The organism is Vibrio sp. Y58_MX_L22, from assembly GCF_024181865.1.
Taxonomy (GTDB): Bacteria; Pseudomonadota; Gammaproteobacteria; order Enterobacterales; family Vibrionaceae; genus Vibrio; species Vibrio alginolyticus.
On the sequence record NZ_JAMZAN010000003.1, the window covers coordinates 293107 to 314566 of the forward strand.

The 21460-nt window shown below is 44.1% G+C and carries 18 protein-coding genes; 10 read left to right on the forward strand and 8 right to left on the reverse strand.

What is annotated here, in order from left to right:
- The first annotated feature begins 42 nt into the window (after positions 1–42).
- On the forward strand, positions 43–1386 hold the full coding sequence (locus tag NL626_RS09020) for an MATE family efflux transporter (protein ID WP_025767935.1): 1344 nt from the start codon (positions 43–45) through the stop codon (positions 1384–1386).
- 68 nt (positions 1387–1454) lie between these two features.
- Here NL626_RS09020 and NL626_RS09025 read toward each other — a convergent pair whose 3' ends face one another.
- A complete protein-coding gene (locus tag NL626_RS09025) occupies positions 1455–4091 on the reverse strand; it encodes an ATP-binding protein (RefSeq protein WP_213969576.1) in 2637 nt (878 codons plus the stop codon).
- A gap of 615 nt (positions 4092–4706) precedes the next feature.
- On the opposite strand from NL626_RS09025, the gene NL626_RS09030 reads away from it, so the two are divergent.
- Together NL626_RS09030 and NL626_RS09035 are read left to right on the forward strand one after the other, a co-directional pair.
- Positions 4707–6140, forward strand: coding sequence for a glyceraldehyde-3-phosphate dehydrogenase (locus NL626_RS09030; protein WP_025767937.1), 1434 nt, complete (start codon positions 4707–4709; stop codon positions 6138–6140).
- Between the two features lie 240 nt (positions 6141–6380).
- Positions 6381–6602 carry a hypothetical protein gene (locus NL626_RS09035; RefSeq protein WP_104976599.1) on the forward strand — a complete coding sequence of 74 codons (222 nt, stop codon included), beginning with the start codon at positions 6381–6383 and terminating at the stop codon, positions 6600–6602.
- Positions 6603–6744: 142 nt separating this feature from the next.
- Here NL626_RS09035 and NL626_RS09040 read toward each other — a convergent pair whose 3' ends face one another.
- From NL626_RS09040 to NL626_RS09050, 3 genes are all read right to left on the reverse strand, one after another.
- Positions 6745–7359, reverse strand: a complete 615-nt coding sequence (locus tag NL626_RS09040) for a LysE family translocator (protein ID WP_005373611.1) — start codon at positions 7357–7359, stop codon at positions 6745–6747.
- Between the two features lie 109 nt (positions 7360–7468).
- Positions 7469–8383, reverse strand: a complete 915-nt coding sequence (locus tag NL626_RS09045; protein WP_253657244.1) for a LysR family transcriptional regulator — start codon at positions 8381–8383, stop codon at positions 7469–7471.
- A gap of 40 nt (positions 8384–8423) precedes the next feature.
- Positions 8424–8879: an Lrp/AsnC family transcriptional regulator gene (locus NL626_RS09050; RefSeq protein WP_005373615.1), complete on the reverse strand. Its 456-nt coding sequence runs from the start codon at positions 8877–8879 to the stop codon at positions 8424–8426.
- 327 nt (positions 8880–9206) lie between these two features.
- On the opposite strand from NL626_RS09050, the gene yjeH reads away from it, so the two are divergent.
- The gene (gene yjeH / locus NL626_RS09055; RefSeq protein ID WP_017635168.1) at positions 9207–10469 is read left to right on the forward strand and encodes an L-methionine/branched-chain amino acid transporter; all 1263 of its coding nucleotides are present in this window, start codon (positions 9207–9209) and stop codon (positions 10467–10469) included.
- Here the strand turns inward: yjeH and NL626_RS09060 are convergent, their stop codons facing one another.
- Positions 10470–11915, reverse strand: coding sequence for a PLP-dependent aminotransferase family protein (locus tag NL626_RS09060; protein WP_017635167.1), 1446 nt, complete (start codon positions 11913–11915; stop codon positions 10470–10472).
- 100 nt (positions 11916–12015) lie between these two features.
- Between NL626_RS09060 and NL626_RS09065 the strand changes: the two genes are divergently transcribed.
- Complete coding sequence (locus NL626_RS09065; RefSeq protein ID WP_213969577.1) at positions 12016–12672, forward strand: pyridoxamine 5'-phosphate oxidase family protein; 657 nt, start codon at positions 12016–12018, stop codon at positions 12670–12672.
- Here NL626_RS09065 and NL626_RS09070 read toward each other — a convergent pair.
- Entirely contained in the window at positions 12653–13975 is a 1323-nt protein-coding gene (locus NL626_RS09070) for an ATP-binding protein (protein WP_136976704.1), read from the reverse strand. The two genes, NL626_RS09065 and NL626_RS09070, sit on opposite strands and share 20 nt — an antisense overlap.
- 3 nt (positions 13976–13978) lie before the next feature.
- Positions 13979–14671 (reverse strand): response regulator transcription factor, encoded by a 693-nt coding sequence (locus tag NL626_RS09075; RefSeq protein ID WP_005373624.1) that lies wholly within the window; start codon positions 14669–14671, stop codon positions 13979–13981.
- 366 nt (positions 14672–15037) lie between these two features.
- Between NL626_RS09075 and NL626_RS09080 the strand changes: the two genes are divergently transcribed.
- Both NL626_RS09080 and NL626_RS09085 read left to right on the forward strand, forming a co-directional pair.
- Positions 15038–16579 (forward strand): hypothetical protein, encoded by a 1542-nt coding sequence (locus tag NL626_RS09080; protein WP_253657245.1) that lies wholly within the window; start codon positions 15038–15040, stop codon positions 16577–16579.
- A gap of 12 nt (positions 16580–16591) precedes the next feature.
- Positions 16592–17281, forward strand: a complete 690-nt coding sequence (locus tag NL626_RS09085; protein ID WP_213963667.1) for a hypothetical protein — start codon at positions 16592–16594, stop codon at positions 17279–17281.
- Positions 17282–17372: 91 nt separating this feature from the next.
- Here NL626_RS09085 and NL626_RS09090 read toward each other — a convergent pair whose 3' ends face one another.
- Positions 17373–18374 (reverse strand): AraC family transcriptional regulator, encoded by a 1002-nt coding sequence (locus NL626_RS09090; RefSeq protein WP_085569155.1) that lies wholly within the window; start codon positions 18372–18374, stop codon positions 17373–17375.
- A 107-nt stretch (positions 18375–18481) separates the two neighbouring features.
- Between NL626_RS09090 and NL626_RS09095 the strand changes: the two genes are divergently transcribed.
- From NL626_RS09095 to NL626_RS09105, 3 genes are all read left to right on the forward strand, one after another.
- On the forward strand, positions 18482–18808 hold the full coding sequence (locus NL626_RS09095; RefSeq protein ID WP_017635162.1) for an MFS transporter: 327 nt from the start codon (positions 18482–18484) through the stop codon (positions 18806–18808).
- The gene (locus tag NL626_RS09100; RefSeq protein ID WP_158155811.1) at positions 18808–20031 is read left to right on the forward strand and encodes an HlyD family secretion protein; all 1224 of its coding nucleotides are present in this window, start codon (positions 18808–18810) and stop codon (positions 20029–20031) included. The genes NL626_RS09095 and NL626_RS09100 overlap by 1 nt, the downstream gene beginning before the upstream one ends.
- A gap of 101 nt (positions 20032–20132) precedes the next feature.
- A complete protein-coding gene (locus tag NL626_RS09105) occupies positions 20133–21455 on the forward strand; it encodes an AarF/ABC1/UbiB kinase family protein (RefSeq protein WP_253657246.1) in 1323 nt (440 codons plus the stop codon).
- Positions 21456–21460: the final 5 nt, after the last annotated feature.

A 21460-nucleotide genomic window follows, 5' to 3' on the forward strand; every position in this document is an offset into this window, starting at 1 on the left:
TACAATCAATCTAACTCTTATTCCTAACGCATTCAGCTTTCTATGTCTTCAACTACGACAAGTACACAACCAACGCTTGCAAAACAATTATTTACGATGACCTGGCCAATGCTTTTTGGCGTTCTGTCTTTAATGAGCTTTCAGCTTGTGGATAGCGCGTTTATCGGTCAGCTCGGAGTTTTACCGTTAGCCGCTCAAGGTTTCACTCTGCCTTTGCAAATGGTCATTATCGGCATTCAAGTCGGTCTAGGGATCGCAACGACAGCGGTCATTTCTAAAGCTCTTGGGGCGAATGAAAGTCGGTATGCCAAACAACTGGGCGGATTAGTATTGATGATCGGCTCAATTGGTGTCGCTATTTTTGGCGGGCTAATTTGGCTTTTGCGCTACCCCATTTTAGCTCTATTAAGCGCTCCAGAATCTGTTATGCCGATAATCGACAGTTACTGGCCTTGGTGGTTATTAAGCTCATGGACTGGTGCGGTTTTGTATTTTTATTACAGTATCTGCCGAGCTAATGGCAATACAATGTTACCTGGCACAATGATGATGATAACCAGCGGCGTGAACCTTGTGCTCGATCCGCTATTTATTTTCACATTTGACTTGGGTATTAACGGAGCGGCAATAGCAACCATCGTCGCTTTTGGGTTTGGTATTTTAGTCGTCGCTCCTCGCGTGAAAAAGAATCACTGGGCAACGACACAATGGCAAGATCTTAACGTAGCCAAAAGTGTTGCATCTATCGGTAACATTATGGGCCCTGCGATGATTAGCCAACTGCTGCCACCGTTGTCTTCCATGCTAGCAACAAAATTATTGGCAAGCTTTGGAACCGCAGCAGTCGCCGCTTGGGCGCTTGGTTCACGCTATGAGTTCTTTGCTATCGTTTCGGTCTTGGCGCTGACAATGTCTATGCCTCCAATGGTTGGACGCTTACTTGGAGCAAAGAACTATGAAGATATCCAAAGGCTCGTCAGTATTGCCGTAAAATTCATTCTAGGTTTCCAACTTTTGATTGCTGCCATTACATTTGCCGTCGCAAACCCACTCGCATTATTGATGACAAGTGATGTGCAAGTGGAGCAAGTCTTGGAAATGCATTTACTGATAGTGCCGATCAGTTTGGGTTCATTAGGGGTTTGTATGCTAATGGTTTCTCTTTGTAATGCATTAGGCAAATCTTACACCGCGCTCACTATTTCAGCGCTGCGCTTGTTTGTCTTTTTCCTACCGTGCTTGTGGGTTGGCGCTCAAATGGATGGAATCCGAGGTTTACTCTTAGGCGCTTGTATCGGCAACCTGTTAGCTGGTGTTTCCGCATACCTAACCTATCGCCAAACCATACGCAAACTCGCAGGCGCTCAAGCCAACGCACAACAATGAATAATCAGAACTAAGCCCCTGAAGTGGGGCTTTATCGTTTTGACGCCTTGTCTAAGTTGAAATGTTAGCTAGGCGAGTTTTAATTCACTAAAGAGCTCAAATAACTGGTTCGATTTATACGGCTTAGGTAAATAAGCATCCATGCCTGCCGCAAAACAGTTGTGGATGTCTTCTTCCAAAACACTCGCAGTGAGTGCGATAATCATCGTTTTTTCACGTCCTGCTTTCTTTTCCCAACGACGAATTTCTTTCGTCGCGGTCAGTCCATCCATCACGGGCATCATGCAGTCCATTAAAATTGCATCGAATTCTTCTCCCTTTGTGATGGCTTCTAACGCTTCTTGGCCGTTGCTTGTTATCAAATAGTCATAACCTGCTTTATCCAGAAAAAAACTCGCTATTTTCTGGTTCATCAAATTATCCTCCGCAATTAAGATCCTCCGATGAGAGCGCGACGCTCGATATTCAGAGCTGACAACATTATTGGTGACATTGTCACTTGATATAGTCTTTTCAACCTTAGCTAAATCATCAATGACATGCTTAAATCGATTGCCAAGGAAAGGTAATGTGAGTACGGCATGTACTTTTTCTGCATTTTCGTAGGGAGTGGATAAATGATGCTGGCAAATAATCACACGGCGAAGATCGTAATTAAATGATAGATTATCCAAGACTTCATCGGTATTAGCGTCGTTACTGTGGCACAGAAATATGACATCAAAGTCATCATTTATCGCTTGCACTTCATTCACATTATTAACGCCAAAGAGATTGATTTTCGCCAAGCGACACTCTTTTAATATTTGGTCGGCGTAGTCGTAATTTGAGCAGATCAAAAGCCCTTTATTAATCACCTCCGAACGCCAGCCAAACACCGGAATTGCTTCAACCTCAATCGAGAATTCAAAGCATGTGCCCACTCCTTTTGTAGATGTTGCTACGAGCCTGCCCCCCATCATCGACACAAGCTGACAACAAATTGCCAAACCCAACCCTGTACCGCCAAATTGCCTCGACACTCCTTCATCTTCCTGAGTAAAGGGTTCAAAAATCGTGGTTAACTTATCTTGATCAATGCCTATTCCGGTATCTTCTACTTTAAACGTCAGCACTCCACGTTCTTTCTCAAGTAACTCTTCATAACTAACATCAACGCATACATGCCCACTTTCGGTAAACTTAACCGCATTCGATACCAGATTCGTAACTACCTGTTTGACACGATGATCATCGACCATCACGCGAATGGGGATATTTTCAGCTAAATTAATACCTAACTTTAGCTGTTTAGATGTTGCTTTGGATTGGAATAAAATCATCGACTGATACACGACTTCTCGGATATCCGCTTCTATTAGTGACAGCTCCAATCGTCCAGACTCGATTTTAGAGAGATCCAATATATCGTTAAGTAAAGTAAGCAGTGTTTGAGATGAGGAGTCAATGTCATCAACAACTTCTTGTTGATGCGAAGACAACTCACTTTGAGAGAGTATTTCTGTCATGCCCATGATCCCGTTAAGGGGCGTGCGTATTTCATGTGACATGTTGGCAAGAAACACAGATTTTGCACGATTAGCCGATACTGCTGACTCTTTTGCATGCAGTATTTCTTCAGTTTGTCTCTGCATTTCTTCAACCACTCGATTCACTTGCTGAGCAAAAATGGTCAGTTCATCACTTCCATCAACTTTGACTTTTGTTTGCTTCTCTTCGGAGTTGATCAACGCGTTTAAAGTATGAATGATCGCATCGAGTTTGCTGTTAACTCGGAACCAAGTACTAAATCCGAGCCAACAAAGCAGGATAACCACTAAGGCGACGCCAAAACTGATCATCGCTATATTGGCCTTTTGTTCATGAACCTGCGTGAGAAGCGACTGCTCAGTTTGTTTGGTGAACCCATCAATGAGCACTTGTAAGCGCTGCACACGAAAATCGAGTTCTTTTAAATACGCGGCGTAGTCACTTTGTGACATGTCTCCTGACATTAATTGTCCGCGAGACGCCAAGTTTCTCTGATATCTCGGCGAAGTAAACAAGCCAAGCAATTTATCCACTTGCTCGTATGACCCACCTAAGTTTAAAAACGCATCCAAATTTTGCTGCTGTCGGTCAATCGCCTGATAAAACATACTTTGACTTAGCCTACTCTTAGGGTCTTGGACTAAACGGTTCGTCAGCCAAGCTTCTTTCTGTGTCCAAAAAGAGAGCTGAGCAAGGTAGGCAATAAAATTTTGCATGCGAATGCCATCGTCACTGCCATACCATTGATGATTTTGCAACAAAGAGCGCGACATATTTTGGAGCTGTTGAAATGCCCAATCACCCAGGTCGTCCATCTCACTCAATCTACCTGACAATACCCCCAGCATGGCTTCTTTCAGTTCATCAGCATATTCAGCAGTATTAGGGTTACTCACAAACTTTTGATGCAAAGAAGAAATAACTTCACCTTGTTCTTCAATATTAATGGCTGCAGAGACTTGAAGATCAGGCTGTCGGCGTACTTTCTCTATGGAGTAAATAAAGTGGGAGGCCTTGGATATCAATTGGAAACCTTGAATATTGCTAACCGTTTGATTGAGACGGCTCACGCGCAACGCATTATCAGAAAACTGCTGAACTGCAAATACCACTATTACCACAGCGGGTAATAGTGCGAGGAGTGCTAAGCGTGTTTTTATTGATAATCTCAACATCCATCAGCCTAATGGTTGATTTCATCCGTTTATTTAATATTAGACTAGTTTCTTGCATTGAAAGGCATATACGACATTGTTACTTTCAAACAACATTCACCTACCTAGATTATGGTTATTGTGAGTGTTTTATCATCGGCTAATGCAGTAGAAATTGTGATTTAAGTCATATTTTTTGATCTTAAAGTTGGATGCAAACAATAAAGTTTCACTCACAACTAAGAGTCGCATCACTTTTCAAGAAATCATCTATTGTATGTTTACCTATTGAGTTGCCTTATCGAGTTAAATCACACAAAAATGCAAAATATCCATTTTTGTCAACAAAACTAATTTGAAAGCAAACGTTATCATCGCAAAAAAAGTAAGTTACTTTCTAAATGTCAATACGTGAAAACCACTGCTTTAGTCACATTAATCCACCACTAACGTCCCCTTAAGTAGTGTTTTACACTGGATTTAATTTTCCTAGCAGAATAAGGACTCCGACCTTAGAATCCGCACACATAACTATTACAACCCGATTACATAACCCACCACACTCTTGCACGCTGCCGAAGAGGCAACAGCAGAGAGTATGGTTAGCCCCCAAAACGTGAAAGGTTTAATACAACAATGAGTCCAGAGAAATATCTCCAAGACTGGCAAACTAGCCAAACGATTGCTGAATCTATTTCCCCTCTAATTGGTAAGCTATATCGTCAAAAAGGAATCGAAGTGGTTCTGTTTGGTAAAACGCTTATTAATGCTACTACTATAGACATTCTCAAAACTCATCGCGTTGCAAGACGTTATACCGGTAACCCACTTTCGCTTGAGCACACGATGCCTATTATTCAAGCGCTTTGTGAAATGAGCATTTCTTCATGCCGTGTCGATGTTGGCCAATTGGCAACTATGTACTGGAATGAACATGACGATACAAGCTCTCTAAACGATTTCCTTATCACTGCACTTGATGGCGCTCGCGACGCAGATTCTTCATTGAAAGCGCGTGATGTGGTTCTTTACGGGTTCGGTCGCATTGGTCGACTACTTACTCGCCTTCTCATTGAGAAAAGTGGTCCAGGTTACCCACTAAGACTACGTGCGATTGTGGTTCGTGGCGGTAAAAAAGGCGATTTGGAGAAGCGTGCTAGCTTGTTGCGTCGTGACTCAGTTCACGGTCAGTTCAACGGTAGCATTGTTATCGATGAAGAGCGTAAAGCACTGATCGTTAACGGCAACTACATCCAAATCATCTACGCAAATAACCCAAGCGAAGTGGATTACTCAGCTTTCGGTATCAATAACGCGCTAGTTGTTGATAACACAGGTGTTTGGCGTGATTCTGAAGGCCTGAGCCAACACTTAGCGTGTAAAGGCGCAGAGAAAGTACTGCTAACAGCACCAGGTAAAGGTGACATCAAAAACGTTGTATTCGGTGTAAATGAGTCGGTAATTAAAGAAGATGACACCATCATCTCTGCGGCAAGCTGTACAACAAATGCAATCACGCCAGTCCTTAAGGCTCTGAACGATAAATATGGTGTTCTTTCTGGCCATATTGAAACCGTGCACTCATACACAAACGACCAAAATTTGATCGACAACTTCCACTCTGGTGACCGTCGCGGACGTAGTGCTTCACTAAACATGGTTCTGACTTCAACAGGTGCGGCAAAAGCAGTTGCTAAAGCATTGCCAGAGCTTGCAGGCAAGCTAACAGGCAACGCGATTCGCGTACCGACACCAAACGTATCTATGGCAGTCGCTAATCTAAACTTAGGTGAAGACGTAGACCGTGATTCACTGAACGATTACTTGCGTGAAATGGCGTTGAACTCTGAGCTTTCGGCACAGATTGACTACACCGATTCAACAGAAATTGTATCAACTGACTTAGTTGGTTCTCGTCATGCAGGCGTCGTAGATGGTCAAGCGACTATCGCACAAGACAAGCGTTGTGTACTTTACATCTGGTACGACAACGAATTCGGTTACAGCTGCCAAGTTGTGCACTGTATGGAACAAATGATGGGTGTTCGTTACCAAACATTCCCTCGATAGGTGAACTTTGCTCCACAACGTTAACCACATAGCGTAGCGGACAATATCTCATATTTGTTCTAAATAATAAGCGCCATGCGCATTACTAATATTTTTCCCCGTTTATACGCCTGATCACCCTCAGGCGTTTTTTCGTTTCATTCATTTGACACTCTCCGGACAAAGTGAACGTCAGCATTCATGTTTTGTTCATGTTCACAGCATTAATCTGAGCACATAAATTACAGAGAGGTCATGATTATGAATCGGATTATTGTAACTGCACTAGCACTGATTACCGGCTTTTTTACGTTAGTATTTAGCTTGATCATTGCGATTCCGTTGACCATCGCAGCATTAATTACCGGTAAACGTATTGAAAAGCGCGTAAAGAAAATGCAGAGAGAAATACACGAAGAGTATGAGTTTAATACGGGTAAAGCAGATGCGATTGAAGGTGAATTTGAAGAGGTTCGCCGGTAAGTAAATAAGATTTAGATGAGTTTCTCTCCCCCGACCGCTCCTGAGAAACTTCTTGCTTTCACCCTGTCCTTAAAATGGCAGGGTGCTTTTTTGAAAAGCAGCCACACGGGCTGCTTTTAGTATGTCTGTCTTGCGAGCTTGTCTATACCGTTACGACCACTCTAAGAGCCAGCAGCATGAGTACTACTCCTGACAAACGATCAATCAACACTGCCTTAGAGCGAATTCTGTCAACGACTTTAGAGCTCGATAGCACTAGGGTAATAAAGGTGTACCAAAGCCCATCCACAACAAACGGCGTGGCAACAATGATCATCTGATTACTCAAATCATTACCGAGCGCGACAAACTGACTGAATAATGCGATAAAAAACAAAGCAATTTTGGGACTTAAAATCGAGATAAAAAAGCCTTCTCGCGCAGACTGGATTACCGTTGTTTCCTCACCTGACTCCAACTTCGCAGCCACACCACCTTTTGAACGCAAAGCATTAAACCCTAAATACGCAAGATATGCCGCACCCACAAGGCTAATCGTCTTGAACAGCATCGGGCTTTGCTGCAAAACAACAGCGAGCCCAATCAAGGTAATAAACGCATATATACCAATGCCAAACGCATGAGCCCAAGCCGTAGCTAATCCATTGATACGTCCACCAGCCAACGAGTGCTTAGCGACAATAGCTAAGCTGGGACCTGGTGACATAGCCCCTAATAAACACACGGTAAAAAGTGATAACCAAACTGTTAGTGTCATAAGAATCTCCCCTCTTTGAAGCTCACTCTATCAACGGAAGAGGTATAATTAGAAATCAAAGTTATTCATACTAATCATGACTTCAAGTCATAGCTAAACGGTGTACGTATTAGCGAATGGAATATTCAGAGATTTGCATTACTGAGCGAATCTCTTCTCGCACCCATTTATGCGCAGGATCCGTGTCGTATTTGGGGTGCCACATTAACCAATATTGATGAATAGGTGTTTCGAGTGGTAATGCTTTATGGGTTAAGTCCCAATGCTTAGCGAGGTTAACGGCAATATGTTCAGGAGCCACCATCAGGTGCTCACTTGCAACTAAGCGATTGATCGCAGCAGAGAAGAATGGAACCTTAAAGGTAACGTGGCGGGTGTGCCCTAGCTCTTTCAATGCTAAATCAGTGTAGGAATCTTTGTCTCCGCCGCCAGTCACTTTGATGTGTGAATATGAAATCAAGTCTTCAATACTGATCTGGTCCTGCTTTGCTAAAGGATGAGAAGATTTCATCAAACAAACTGATGAGTCCTCACCAATTTTAACGCTCGACACACTCTGTGGTTTTTCTGGATACATAGAAGACGCGATATGGATGCCCGTCTCATGAAGTTTATCAAGAAAGTTGGGTTGCCACAGTCGATACGCCATATCCAACTGTGGCGCTTGTTCACCCAAGTGAGAGGCAATATCGGGCAATACGTATTGCGCCACGTAGTCACTAGAAGCAATAACAAGCTCACCTTGCCACTGCCGCGGCTCAAAAGGTTGGTCATCGAGTAAATAGTCAAATTCAGCCAGTAATGCATCAAGCTTTGATTTTAACGCTATTGCTCGTGGCGTTGGTATCAGTTGATTACCTTGACGAATAAGCAGTGGGTCACCACACAGATCGCGCAATTGTGCAAGCTGTCGACTGACGGCAGACTGCGTAATGTGCAAACGGTCTGCGGTCCGGCTGACATGACACTCCTCTAAAAGTACATGCAAGGATCTAAGTAGATTCAAATTAATGTTGTTTAACATATTCGCTCAGAAGGGTTTTCAACATGGCATCCATTCATGGTCACTTCACAAACAGGTTCCCAGTCGTGTTAAAGAATTCAGCTAAGACGGTATGAGTCATCAGGTTTCGAAGCTCTGGATATCGTTGAATTTGATCTCTGATTTCGTTCAAGCGAGCCATCGTAGGCACTTCGACAAAAACCATCATGTCCGTCTCACCGCTGATCGCATGACACCATTTTACGCCATCAATTTTGTATAATTCGTCCGCGTATGATTCGCAATAATACGTAGAGGTTGATTTATCGAACTTTAAGGCAAAATAGGCGCAAATCGAATCCCCACCCGAAGGCGCAATTTCAGCGTGATACCCTAGAATCACTTTGTCATGCTCTAGCTTACGAATACGGGCCGTTACCGCAGAACGAGAAAGGTTTACTTTATCCGCAATTTCAGTCACCGACAGCCGAGCGTTGTGCCTGAGCAGATCCACAATCTTATGATCAAACTTGTCCATACCGTTACCAAGCTTTCCTTATTTTTCTCATTCTATACCGATTCTAACTGCATAATAAACCGACATTTTGTTGGAATTATTTAAAACAACCGTCATATTGACGGTTTAGTAAATCATTTTGTTATTAACATTTTGGATATGCTATTTGGCGGGCATGAGATGAGTGCTGTTATCCATTTCAACAGAAAATAGATAACACATTGAAATCAAATTCCCAACTTAAGTACTCAGCACATAAATAGCATCGCTTAAACACATAAAACGAAATAACCAGAAGCCACAAGCTTTTTCGTAATAAGCCTCATAACATTGGATGAATCAATTCGCATGGAAGAGCTCAAAAAAGACATTTCACTCACATCAGGTATCGCACAGTTATCCACCACATTAATGGGAACGGGGCTGTTTATGATCCCGGCTATCGCAGCAGGTATAGCTGGCCATTTTTCACTATGGGCTTGGATTTTATTGTTCATCGCGATTTGTCCTATTGCGCTGACTTTTGCTCAACTGGGTAAACGATACCCCAACGCGGGCGGAACAGCCTTTTTTGTACGCAAAGCCTTTAACGCCAAACTGGAAAGTAGTGTCGCTTGGCTATTTGTTAGTGTCATTCCGGTAGGGGTTCCGGCCGCGATTGCACTCGCCGCAGGCTTCCTACAACAAATATTGCCAGAGCCTATTAGCAACAATCTGTTTGCACAAGTTCTCACGGTAGTACTTCTTGTGTTCGTCAACTTGATGGGCACAAAATCATCAGGTCATTTACAAACTCTTATTGCTTTGAGTGTCTTCGCACTTGTTGGCGCATTTTTATGGAAAGGCGACGTTAACAGCGCCGATCTTGTGATGCCCGCCATCACACAAGAGTCAATTTGGCCTATTACCGCAGCGTTAGGCGTGATGTTCTGGTGTTTTGTTGGCATAGAGGCTTTTGCCCATATGGGGGAAGAGTTCAAAAACCCTCAAAGAGATTTCCCTATTGCCATTGTGGTCGGTTGTTTTGTAGCAGGGGCTACCTATTGGGCATGCTCTGTCGTTATTTTAAAATTTGGCGCGTATGGTAACGCTCAATTTGATAACGCATCCATCCCCTGGCTTAGTGCCCAACTACTAGGCGATGGAGCCAAATGGATAATCAGCTTGATAGGTTTCTCCGCTTGTTTCGCGAGCGTTAACTTATACACACAGAGCCTAGCGCGAATGGTCTGGGCTCAAGCTCGTGAACATCGTCCTTCTAGTCCACTAGCCAAGATTTCGCGTCGTGGTGTCCCTTTCTCAGCCACCATATTAGTTGGCGGTATATTATTGATATCTTGTGTGATAGGAACCCTATCACAGCTCGATCTGGAGTTTTTCCTAAAACTCGCAAACAGTGTATTCGTTCTGGTTTACATGTTGGCGATGTTAGCCGCTTTTAAATTGCTTCGAGGATTTGGTAAAACACTTGCGGGACTGTCCCTACTGCTTTGTACCGGTGTTTTTATATGTTTAGGCTGGTCAATGTTTTATGCACTTGGCATTTTTACTCTACTTTTACTGCCTTGGAAACAGTGGCGACATAAGCGACAAACACGTGTAGTTGAATAGTCATCGCTTCCCATTTCGAAATATGTGAGCTAAACGTTGGATACCAGCGTCTATGTTCTCTAACGCGATATTGCCGTAACCAAGCACGGCACCATGCCAGTGACGTGCTTGAAAATCTGGGTGTTCATAATAGCTCAAAGGTCGCAAGATGATCCCTTCATGCTCTGCTAGTTTTATAAAACGCTGCTCATCCATACCGTCTTGCCATTTCAACGTAACATGAAGCCCCGCCGCTTGGCTAACGACGCAAACACGGTCGCCAAAATGCTGTTGAATGGATACATGCATCTGTTCATGCTTAGTTTTGTACAGTCGACGCATTTTTCGAATATGACGTAATAACCCACCTTCAGTAATAAAGTCTGCCAATGCTTCTTGTGTATGCGTCGGCGAATCACCACTTAACGCATCCTTAACCACTAAGCATTGCTCTACTAAACGTTCAGGAACTACAAGGTAGCCAAGCCGCAATCCGTTAAACATCACTTTACTGAAGGAACCCACATACAACACACGATCATCTCGACCCATTTGAGCTGCTAGCCCCTGTAAGCTGGTATAGGGACGATGAGCAAACTGAAATTCGCTGTCATAATCATCCTCGATGATCCAACTTGATTGTTCGACCGCCCAGTTGATGATCTTTCCTCTTTGCTCGGTATTGAGTGTGGTACCCATCGGATATTGATTACTTGGTGTAATATACAGCGCATCGGCATCGCTTGAGGTCACCGCTTCCACATCAAAACCTAATTTCTCTGTTACGAACAAAGGCTCAAATTGATAGTTTTGGAACTGAATCAACTTCCGCATTTGCGCGTAACCTGGTTGCTCCATCAGAACCTTATCACCTTGTTTGAGCACTACCATCGTCGCAATCGACAACGCTTGCTGCGCCCCAGAGGTAATAATAATGCGCTCTGGAGAACAATTCACTGAACGGCTTGATGCGAGGTAGTCAGCTAAAGCACAACGCAATGCCCAACTACCCTGAATATCTTGATTCCCCAACAAGCAAGTACGAGACATATGGCGAGTGAGTAACTTTTGCCATTGCGCCATCGGAAATGCGTCCAAATCCGGCACACCCGGTGCAAATGCGCGGTTGATATCAAAGTGAGCTTTCGGTGATGAGTCTCTCTGAACTGAACTAGGTTCAGGCAAGTACTGCTCTGGCAGTTCTACGGCAACATAAAAGCCAGAACCTTTTTGGCTGTTCAAGTACCCTTCCGCCACTAACTGTTCGTAGGCAGAAATCACGGTATTCCTACTTAGATTAAGCTCTTGTGAAAGCTTCCGCGTAGAAGGCAGCTTCCCATTCTTCACCCACAGTCCTTGAACAATTTTCTTGCGAATAGCCAAAAACAACGCTTGCTGACGCGTTCCTTCACTGTCTTTTAAATGTAGGTCACCGATATCAATCAAAGACAAACTGGATCCATCCATTAGTTAAAACTGGCTCTCTTTAAGCTACCAGTTAAACGCTACATTGCAATCAAAGAATGAGGATAAATCGCTCGTAATCGTGAGCAAGCAAGGAGAGAAAATGCTATCCAACACCAATAGAACGGAAATTAAGAAAGGCGCACATAAAGCCGTCTCTGATGTTAGCAAACTGCACGCCATCATAGATGAAAGCCTAATCGCTCATATTGCGATAACCAACGAGTCAGGCCCAGTGGTCATCCCTATGCTGGCATGGCGTGTCGATGATTACGTGTATATCCATGGTGCCAACAACAGTCGACTGTTACGCTCACTCAAACAAGGAGTGCAAACGTGCTTAACCTTTACTTTGTTTGATGGTTGGGTATTGGCTCGAAGTGCGTTTCACCACAGTGCGCATTATCGCAGTGCTGTGGTCTTTGGCCAGTTTGAGGTGGTGGAAGATAACCAAGAGAAAGACAGGTTGCTGAATCACTTTATTGAACAGATCGCTCCGGGGAGAACAGAACAAGTCCGTTTGAGTAATGAAAAAGAACTCAAAGCCACCATGCTACTGCGTATCCCGCTCACGGAGGCATCAGTGAAAATCAGCAATTTTGGCGTCAACGACGATGTGGAAGACATGGACATCCCTGTTTGGGCAGGTGTCCTACCCTACCGAACCGTCGTAGGTCCGCTGCAAGCTTGTGACGATTTGTATGAAGGTATCGCAGAGCCAGACTACCACAGTGCCTACTCTAACCGTTGGCAGGAATAAGCACCGTAAAACGTGCGCCGCCTAAGTGACTCTCGCCGACAGAAAGCTCCCACCCCAGTTGCCGCGCTGCACTGGTAGCGATGGCAAGCCCTAAACCAAAGCCTTTCATGTCGGCGTTGCGGCTTTTGTCTAAGCGCGAAAATGGCATAAACACTTCTTCTCGCATCGCTTCAGGGATGCCCGGACCATCGTCCTCAATATCGATGCTCCAACAATCCGCTACCGTTCGAATCGTCACCTCAACGCAGGATTCACCGTAACGCTTGGCGTTTTGCAGCAAATTATCGAGGACGAGGTTACCCAAAGTAGGCTGAAAGTGAATCAATTGGTTCGCGAGTTCATTTTCTGCTCTCAACATGGCGGACTCTAAGCCTAGGTAATTCATGCGGCTTTTACACCAAAGTGGCAGTTCCATGGTTTCAACAGAATCGATCCATGAGTGGTTTTTCACACTCAAGCGAGACAGCATGACGATATCGGATGTTAAATCCGTCACTACATCAACGTATCGTTCAATATCGTCATGTAACTCTGCCTGCATTTCACCACTCGTGCGTCGAGCTAAATCCGTCGCTAGCTGAATACGACTCAGCGGAGTGCGCACTTCATGAGGAATAGCTTGAGTAAAGATGTGTGTTTGGCGCACTCGTCTCTCAATCTCTTCAGACATGCAGTTGAAGCCTTGGGCGAGCTCTTTCACGGGTTGCGAAAATTGCTTTAGATCGACTCGCGTATTCAACTCACCAGAACCAAATTGTTGTTGCGCAGCCGTTAGTTGCCGAATTTGGCGGTCAAGACGTCGTACAGGTATGTAAACCATAATGCCTAAACTGCATACAACAACCAAAAGCAGAGTAAGTATAAATACAATCTCAGAATCTTCATTCCAATCAACGTGTGGGCTAAAGAAGTCCGTTTTTTCTTTGAAAACTAAACTCTTCGAAGTGTTAGGCAAAGGGAATACCGCAGCATAGGTACTGCCATCAATAAGATAAACAGGTATCCCTTGCATACGGTACAGCAGATTACAATCTCGACAAGGCGGTGATCCGTCCCAGTTTTCAACCAATGTTAAATCAAAGATAAAGAAATCTTGCTTGCCGTTTTCGGTTAACTTCTTGTAGAGAGAATCCGGAGTACCTCGTTGCTCAATGTATTGATCGACAAAATAAGCACCATCACTCAAAAAAACACCAACTTCTGTTTTGCGCATGTACTCTTCCCCCATAAAGAGAAACAAAGCAACAGTCAGCGCAAGGCCAGTTACTAACCCCACATATAGACGAGTAAACAGGGAAAACATGCGTCATTTACCTGTCAGCATGTAGCCGTGGTGACGTATGGTTTTAATGGTAGCCGTATGGATATGAGCCTTAGAGAATTTCTTCCTTAGTGAGGATATACGCATATCAATCGAACGATCAGTAATACAGTATTCAATGCCTCGGGCAAGACGGCAACATGATTCACGAGATACTGGCTTATCGACATTCAGCATCAGGAGCTCTAAAATTTCAAACTCAGAACTCGTTAAACCAATATCTTTTTGCAAATAAAATGCTTGGGAGCGACGAAGACAAAGACTAATGCCATATCGGCTCAGCTTTTCTTCTTCAACGATATCAACTTGACGACAATAGCGACGCAACGCTGCTTCAATACGGGCGAGAAGGATATTGCCTTTTATCGGTTTGGTAAGGTAATCATCAGCACCAAACTTAAATAAGCTCACCTCGCTCATTTCATCATCGGTCGCAGTCAAAACAATGATAATACCATGATAAAACTTACGCGCCTCTTGACATATTTCTGCGCCATTTTTTCCTGGTAACATCAAATCTAACAGCACTAGGTCCGGCTTGAGCCCCTTAATCGTTTCTAATGCATTTTGACCGTTATCGATGACAGTTACCGTATATCCTTCGGCTTCGAGGTACATTTTGGTTAATCGAGCAATCTCTGAGTCGTCTTCTACCAGTAAGATTGTATTACCCACCATGAATCATTTACTCCACCAATATGATGGATGGAGTATATCGCTCGTCCTATACTGCGCAACCTACTGAAATGATAATTTTAATAAAACGCAGGCTTACATACGCTTACAAACCATACATATACGATAATCCTAATCATTCTATACCCCTAAAGCCATGCAATAACCTGAGGTTTTATTCATTATCAGAATATAGCTTCACATAGAAAATAAAATTCAGAATAAAAATCCACTATATTTTTAAATATATCGAATAATAGGTCTTACCAAAAAATAATATCAACATATATGACTTAGTTTGCTTATATAGACAGGACTTTATGTTGCTTCTAAGTTTCCTGCTCTAATAAAGTCTACGAGTAACATGAAATGAGATATTCCAAATTAACACCTTTAGCCATATTTTGCGCGATAAGTCTAACTGCTTGTGGCGGCAGTGAATCTAATTCGAAACCATCGACAACGACACCTCCAACACCACCAATGCCAACATTGAGCACTGTCACAATCCCAACTGTCGTTTCTACAAAGTTTCCAGCCAAGTTAAAAGTGGCTGCTGATTCGGGCTTCACCCACTATGTGAAAATCTCCCTTTCCGAAGCAAACAACAACGATACATTTCACATTGTGGCTGTTGATGACGGTGCGAATAATGAAAAAATCTTTCGTGCAGCCAAAATCATCCAACACCTTCTCACAAACCAACCAGACTCTAAGTACGGTGCTGACAAGTCTCGTATCGCTAAGACATTAGCCGAGCGTGATGCCACACTAATGCTGACCGAAAACGACGAACAGAATGATGAGATGTTAACCAAAATCTTTATCAACGAACTGATTCGCCAAGACAAACTGAACGACGCAGTTACAAACTCGGGCTTAGCACACTCTTTTGATACGAGTTCTCTAGAAAAGTTTGTTGTAAGCATGATGGTACTTAACGAAGATGATATGGATACACTTGTCACATCTATCGCGTCAACATTAGTAACTAGTAAAGAAACACCAAACTGGCTAAGGAATAGCCAATCTTTAATGTATCGAGAACTGACAGTTGAAGGCGATTGCCATTACATGAGTAATTTTGCCGATTACTGCGCCAATCTTGGTAAAAAAGCCGAACGAGACGCCGCTTTTGAAGAAATTTTACACTTGGTCCAAGCGCAAGGTATTGCACCTAACACGGCGACTGCGGCACTGCAAAATGACATTCAAGCTCATGCGTTAAGCATCTATAACGATATTCAATCGGGCAAACCGACGGTGTGGCGCCCTACTCAGTATGACTGGGACGATTGGAAATCGGACGACTTCGATCCTGAAAGTGTGAAACAAACGGGCCCTTCATATTCTCACGAATATTTTGCTGCCGCTTTTGAAGCGTACATGGGCGTAGCAAAAGCAAACGAACATGGTTTAGATGGCTACCAAGCGTTAACGCGTGAAGAAATGCAAACCCAAGATCCACAAGCCGTTGATTGGATCAGTGGCTTATTCCACGGATACTTGCAATATACCGCGAATATCGACTCTGCGGGCGTCAAGCTCTACACAGAAAAGACAAGTCCAGGCACAGTACCTACCTTCCGTATGGCTCCCAACAAAGATGGTTTGATAGAAGCGTACACCTACAAATCTCAGTGGCTAACAAAAGTGAAGATCATTGGCGACGACGCGATGAATGTGATCGGTAATGATCAAAACAATACTTTTGAAGGCAACAGCAAAGACAACAGCATTTATGGTGAAGGCGGTATCAACACCTATATCGTGCCACACAAACTGGCGGAATGTACTGTTATCAAAGCAAAGAGTGTTTCTGTTGAGTGCCCAAATACAGGCACTGACGAGTTGTACGACATTCAGAACATCCAATTCACCGACCAAACCCTAGATGTAACCAAGCTATAAACAATGAAAAACATGAAGAAACTTATTCTATTCGCTCCCTTGCTCCTTGTTGGTTGTGGTGGCCTAGCCGTCATGGATCGTACTGATGCCGTAAAAGCACAACCAGAAATGCTGATCAAAACCGACGGTGATTTTTGGGGATTCGGTGCAGATGGCCATTTTGATTTTGCTGGTAAGTACAAAGGCAAGTATTCACGCAGTGCTTCTAACTCAAGTTGGTTTAACCGTATCTCTTTCAAAGAAGGTTCAATGGGCGCAGAAGTGACTCGTATCGACAGCGGGGAAACTTGGCTTTTGAACTGCACTGGAGGCGGTATGTCGGTTAACTACATGGGCGTCGATTTTGGTGGGAATGATCCTTACAGCTGTGACATTACTCAAGATGGTAAAAAAGTCGGTGAGTTTGCGATGGAGCCAAAATCCGCTCTCATCGACATCAGCTTTGAGAAGAAAGAGACAGGCGTAGTGCGTATTGGTAGCACCCACTTTACTGTAGAAACTGTACATACTAGTCCTGACGCCATGATGGCGGTAGACATTCCATTGGGGTATAGCTTTAAGGAAGGCACACAAGAAATTGCCGCTGTGCAGACGAACGGTACCATTGCGGTACAGATGCTCCCTGAACTTAGCGAACAAAAAAAGGATGTAATTGCCATCGGCGCTGTTGCAAGTGCACTAAGTTGGCGCCCTAAAAAATAGCCATTACATAAAACAACAACACGCAAAAAAACAAAGCCCTCTACTTTTTTGAGGGCTTTTATTGCTTGTACTCATAGAGATAAGTGGAGCACTACTTCTCTAATCTTCCCGTATACTGCTTGGGCGTTAATCCACGATGTTTCTTAAACATACGATTGAAGCTCGCCACATTGGTGTAACCAAGGCGCGTGGCAATGTCATCAATACTCACGCGCTTACTCAACAAACCAGCTGCAATATTACTCAATACATAGCCAGAAACCGTCGAAAAATTGAGCCCTAATTTATGCAAACGACGTTGAAACTGCTGTTCAGATAAATCAAGCAGAGAAGACACGCGCTCTAACGTTGGCAATCCATAATGGCTGCTGTAATTCACCACTTCATAAATCACTTTCAACTCGTCTTCTGGATCGGGCATATTAAGCAAATCATCCAAATCGGAAAAACTCATCGCTAGACGGTTGTCTTCTCGATGGCTCACTTGGCGGGAGGCTAATCGGTCATCTCCCGGGATCCATATCTCTGTTTTTGGCTGACTCCATTCCACCTCGCAGCCGAAATATTCCCGGTATCGCTTAGTATTTTTTCTCGAGCCTGAAACCTTGACACGTAAAGGCTGGTAATCTTTGCCAAGAAATTCGCGTAACACCTTAATCATAAATACCGCACAGCGGATACTATCGTGCACCTTTACTGACGTTTCTATAAACGGGTTGTGGTAAGTCCATTTGATGATTTTACCCGACTGTTCGCCAGCAAAAAACGCCCCTGATTGTAGGTTGCTCACACCATAATTCACTCGCCGAATGGTACTGGCTAAATCATTGCCGGAGAATAACCAGCGTCCCACTGGCCCTAGCTTTTGCAGTTCAATACCTCGGCTGAGACTCAACACCACATCCGGGTCACCACTGGCTTGTTCAACACAACGGTACCATTCCGCAACGGCTTTTAGCGGGATCAGTGTCATTGGGTTACGAAACACCGATGCTGGGATCCCTAACTCATCCGAGTCCAAATTGTATTTAGATAACGCGAGGTTATGCATGTTTAGAATGCCCATCGCGCGAATAAACCGAACCGTTTTCATAACCAATCACATCAAATTTAATCCTGTAGCGATTGAATCTGTCACAAAGACAGCCGCAAATCAAATTCAGATCACAATACGCCAACAGTTTGATAGAGGAGTGTTTAATGAGTTTACTGAGTGTCCCATTTGTCGGTACAGGCGCAGATACGGCGTTACATGTTGTCGCTGCTGTCGTTTTAATTGCGAGTGTCGCGGGCGCGTGTTACGGCTTTTGGAAAATCCATGAATTGCCTATCAATAAAGCACACAGCAAAGACCATCATCAGATAGGGCTCATCACTGCGCTGACCTGGATAGGGTTTGTCTGGCACTGGGTTTGGGTGCTAGCCGTGATCTTTGCATTTGTTGATATGGAAAAAGCCATCATCAATCTGCGTGATACATGGAAAAGTAAACCGCAAACAGAAACACAGCCAAAAGAGGAAGCATAATGTTAGAAGGTTTAGCGGTATGGGCACTCTTCATCTATCTGCTGCGTTTGGTTGGCATGCCTTGGAACAAAGCAACCAAATCGTTCGCTTATCTTGGCGGTTTGAGTTGGCTGATGTTCGTCTGGGTAGGTTTGATTAACTTCACCCCGATGGATTTATCCGGCGGTTCTGTCGTGCAGTCACCACACATCCAATTGCGTCCAGATTCAACCAATGTAAAAGGTAAAGTTGACCACATTTACATTGAGCCGAATCAGCAAGTTAAAGAAGGTCAGCTCATTTATGAACTTGACCCAACGCAATACAAAATCGCATTAAATCAAGCGAACGTATCCGCTGATTCTGCTCGCGTTGCATTAGCTACAGCAAAAGGCGACATCGAGATTGAAGAAGCTAACCACGAAGCGCTAGTGCAAGATCTGGAAACATCAAAGAGCCAGTTGGAAGCGGCGAAAGTTGACTACAAATTGCAGAAAAAAATGCTAGATCGTTATGTTGAGCAAAACCGAGTGGTGCACAACACCATCACGGAAAGCGATATCGACAAACAATCGAGTGCGGTTGATATGGCACGTCACAACGTGTTGACCCTTGAGTCTCAAATCAAGAAGAAACAAGTCGATATTTCCCGTGCAAAACTGGCGATTCATAAAGCGGAACTTGCAGTTGAAACTAAACAAGCCGAACTGCGCCAAGCTGAAGAGCAAATTGCAAAAGCGCAATGGGATTTGAATAGCACAAAAGTTCATGCCCCAACAGATGGCTTTGTCACCAACTTTATCCTGCGTGAAGGTCAGCGTGTATCGATGATGCCGCGTATCAACATGTACACTAACGAGAAGTACGTGCTGATGCGAGTCAACCACCAGGCGATTCGTAACATCAAACCGGGTCAGCCAGCGGAATTCTCTTCGTCCGTTTACCCAGGTAAGATCTTCTCAGCGACCGTCGAAGGCATTGTTGAGGCAACAGGTGAATCACAAGGTAATCTACTGGGTTTCGATGATTCCGTACGTGTCACCACTGGAAAGAACTTACAGAACAAACACCACTTTGTTCGTCTTAAGATTGATGAGCCAGAAGGTTACGACATCCCTGTTGGCTCTGTTGGCCTCGCATGGGTCAGCGGTGAAAAACCGATAGGCTTCATGGCCTTCTTAGATGTGATTCGCGGGATCATCATCCGAATGAAGTCTCAACTGTACTTCTTCTACTCTATCTAAACTCGCAAACCGCCAGTTACGCTGGCGGTTTTCTTTTCATTTGTATCCAAACATATCCTTTTCCCGTATAACAATTAGTTAGTAAATAGCGGAGAAGATTCATGTCGGTAAAGGAAAGAAGCCTACCTACCCATCGCATCTCAAGATTCAGCAAGTTCGCTTCACTTGCTACCCGTGTCGCAGGCAATGTGATTGCAGAAGGCACGAAGCAGATAGCCAAAGGCAACAAACCAAAAGCGAAAGACCTCTTGCTGACGCCACAGAACATCGCGCGTTTAACCGACCAACTTGCTCACCTACGTGGCGCTGCAATGAAGCTTGGACAAATGCTCTCAATGGATGCTGGTGATGTTTTAGAACCTGAACTTGCCGATATTCTTTCCCGTCTTCGTTCCAACGCAGACCCAATGCCTGCAAAACAACTCAACGCAGTAATGGAAAGTTCGCTGGGAACGAATTGGAAAGCTGAGTTTCTGTCATTTAACTTCAAACCAATCGCCAGTGCATCAATAGGACAAGTGCACCAAGCTTACAGCGATGCGGGCGATAACCTAGCCGTCAAAGTGCAATATCCGGGCATACGGAAAAGTATCGATAGCGACGTCGATAATGTCGGTACACTGCTCAAGGTCGTTGGGTTGATTCCCGAGTCTGTCGACTACAAAGGATTACTCGAAGAAGCGAAAAAGCAGCTACATGACGAGGCCGATTACGCACGAGAGGCACAATTTGCCATTCGTTATCATGACGCTTTGAAGGAGCACCCTCATTTTGTGGTGCCCAAGATTCATACTGAAAGTTGCTCAGACTCCGTTCTCGCGATGGAATTCATTGATGGCAGCCCGGTTGAGCAAATCGAACATTATGATCAGAGTACACGGGATTTTGTCATGCACAGCCTACTCGAATTACTGTTTCGAGAGCTGTTCGAATTTAAGATGGTGCAAACCGACCCAAATTTCGCCAACTACTTATATATCGAAAACACTCGTCAAATCGGCTTGCTAGATTTCGGGGCCACTCGCGAGTACAGCGAACGGTTCAGTACCGGCTATCGCCAAGCTTTTGCGTCTGTCGTGAATAATGACGAACAAGGCTTAAATGATGCGCTTGAACAAATAGGCTTCTTCAGCCAAACCATCCTTCCAGACCAGCGCCAAGCGATTCTCGATCTAGTGAAAATGGCATGTGAACCGATTTTAGTTGATGAGCCTTATGACTTTAAAGCCAGCGGCTTAGCACAAAAGCTTCGCGAAGCTGGCACTATTTTGAGCATGGAACAAGAATACTGGCATACTCCACCAGCAGATGCCCTATTTTTGCACAGAAAAATCGGCGGAATGTACTTGCTGGCAGCCCGTATTGGCGCAAAAGTGAACATTCGCCAATTGGTACTGCCATATCTCACCATCAACAGCGAATAGCCTAT

Excerpts from the sequence above, each read along its gene's own strand:
- NL626_RS09070 (WP_136976704.1), bottom strand. The coding sequence starts at position 13,975 with ATGTTTTCCCTGTTTACTCGTCTATATGTGGGGTTAGTAACTGGCCTT.
- NL626_RS09035 (WP_104976599.1), top strand. The coding sequence starts at position 6,381 with ATGAATCGGATTATTGTAACTGCACTAGCACTGATTACCGGCTTTTTT.
- NL626_RS09100 (WP_158155811.1), top strand. The coding sequence starts at position 18,808 with ATGTTAGAAGGTTTAGCGGTATGGGCACTCTTCATCTATCTGCTGCGT.
- NL626_RS09045 (WP_253657244.1), bottom strand. The coding sequence starts at position 8,383 with ATGTTAAACAACATTAATTTGAATCTACTTAGATCCTTGCATGTACTT.
- NL626_RS09080 (WP_253657245.1), top strand. The coding sequence starts at position 15,038 with ATGAGATATTCCAAATTAACACCTTTAGCCATATTTTGCGCGATAAGT.
- NL626_RS09065 (WP_213969577.1), top strand. The coding sequence starts at position 12,016 with ATGCTATCCAACACCAATAGAACGGAAATTAAGAAAGGCGCACATAAA.
- NL626_RS09040 (WP_005373611.1), bottom strand. The coding sequence starts at position 7,359 with ATGACACTAACAGTTTGGTTATCACTTTTTACCGTGTGTTTATTAGGG.
- NL626_RS09050 (WP_005373615.1), bottom strand. The coding sequence starts at position 8,879 with ATGGACAAGTTTGATCATAAGATTGTGGATCTGCTCAGGCACAACGCT.
- NL626_RS09030 (WP_025767937.1), top strand. The coding sequence starts at position 4,707 with ATGAGTCCAGAGAAATATCTCCAAGACTGGCAAACTAGCCAAACGATT.
- NL626_RS09090 (WP_085569155.1), bottom strand. The coding sequence starts at position 18,374 with ATGAAAACGGTTCGGTTTATTCGCGCGATGGGCATTCTAAACATGCAT.
- yjeH (WP_017635168.1), top strand. The coding sequence starts at position 9,207 with ATGGAAGAGCTCAAAAAAGACATTTCACTCACATCAGGTATCGCACAG.
- NL626_RS09085 (WP_213963667.1), top strand. The coding sequence starts at position 16,592 with ATGAAGAAACTTATTCTATTCGCTCCCTTGCTCCTTGTTGGTTGTGGT.
- NL626_RS09095 (WP_017635162.1), top strand. The coding sequence starts at position 18,482 with ATGAGTTTACTGAGTGTCCCATTTGTCGGTACAGGCGCAGATACGGCG.
- NL626_RS09105 (WP_253657246.1), top strand. The coding sequence starts at position 20,133 with ATGTCGGTAAAGGAAAGAAGCCTACCTACCCATCGCATCTCAAGATTC.
- NL626_RS09075 (WP_005373624.1), bottom strand. The coding sequence starts at position 14,671 with ATGGTGGGTAATACAATCTTACTGGTAGAAGACGACTCAGAGATTGCT.
- NL626_RS09025 (WP_213969576.1), bottom strand. The coding sequence starts at position 4,091 with ATGTTGAGATTATCAATAAAAACACGCTTAGCACTCCTCGCACTATTA.
- NL626_RS09060 (WP_017635167.1), bottom strand. The coding sequence starts at position 11,915 with ATGGATGGATCCAGTTTGTCTTTGATTGATATCGGTGACCTACATTTA.
- NL626_RS09020 (WP_025767935.1), top strand. The coding sequence starts at position 43 with ATGTCTTCAACTACGACAAGTACACAACCAACGCTTGCAAAACAATTA.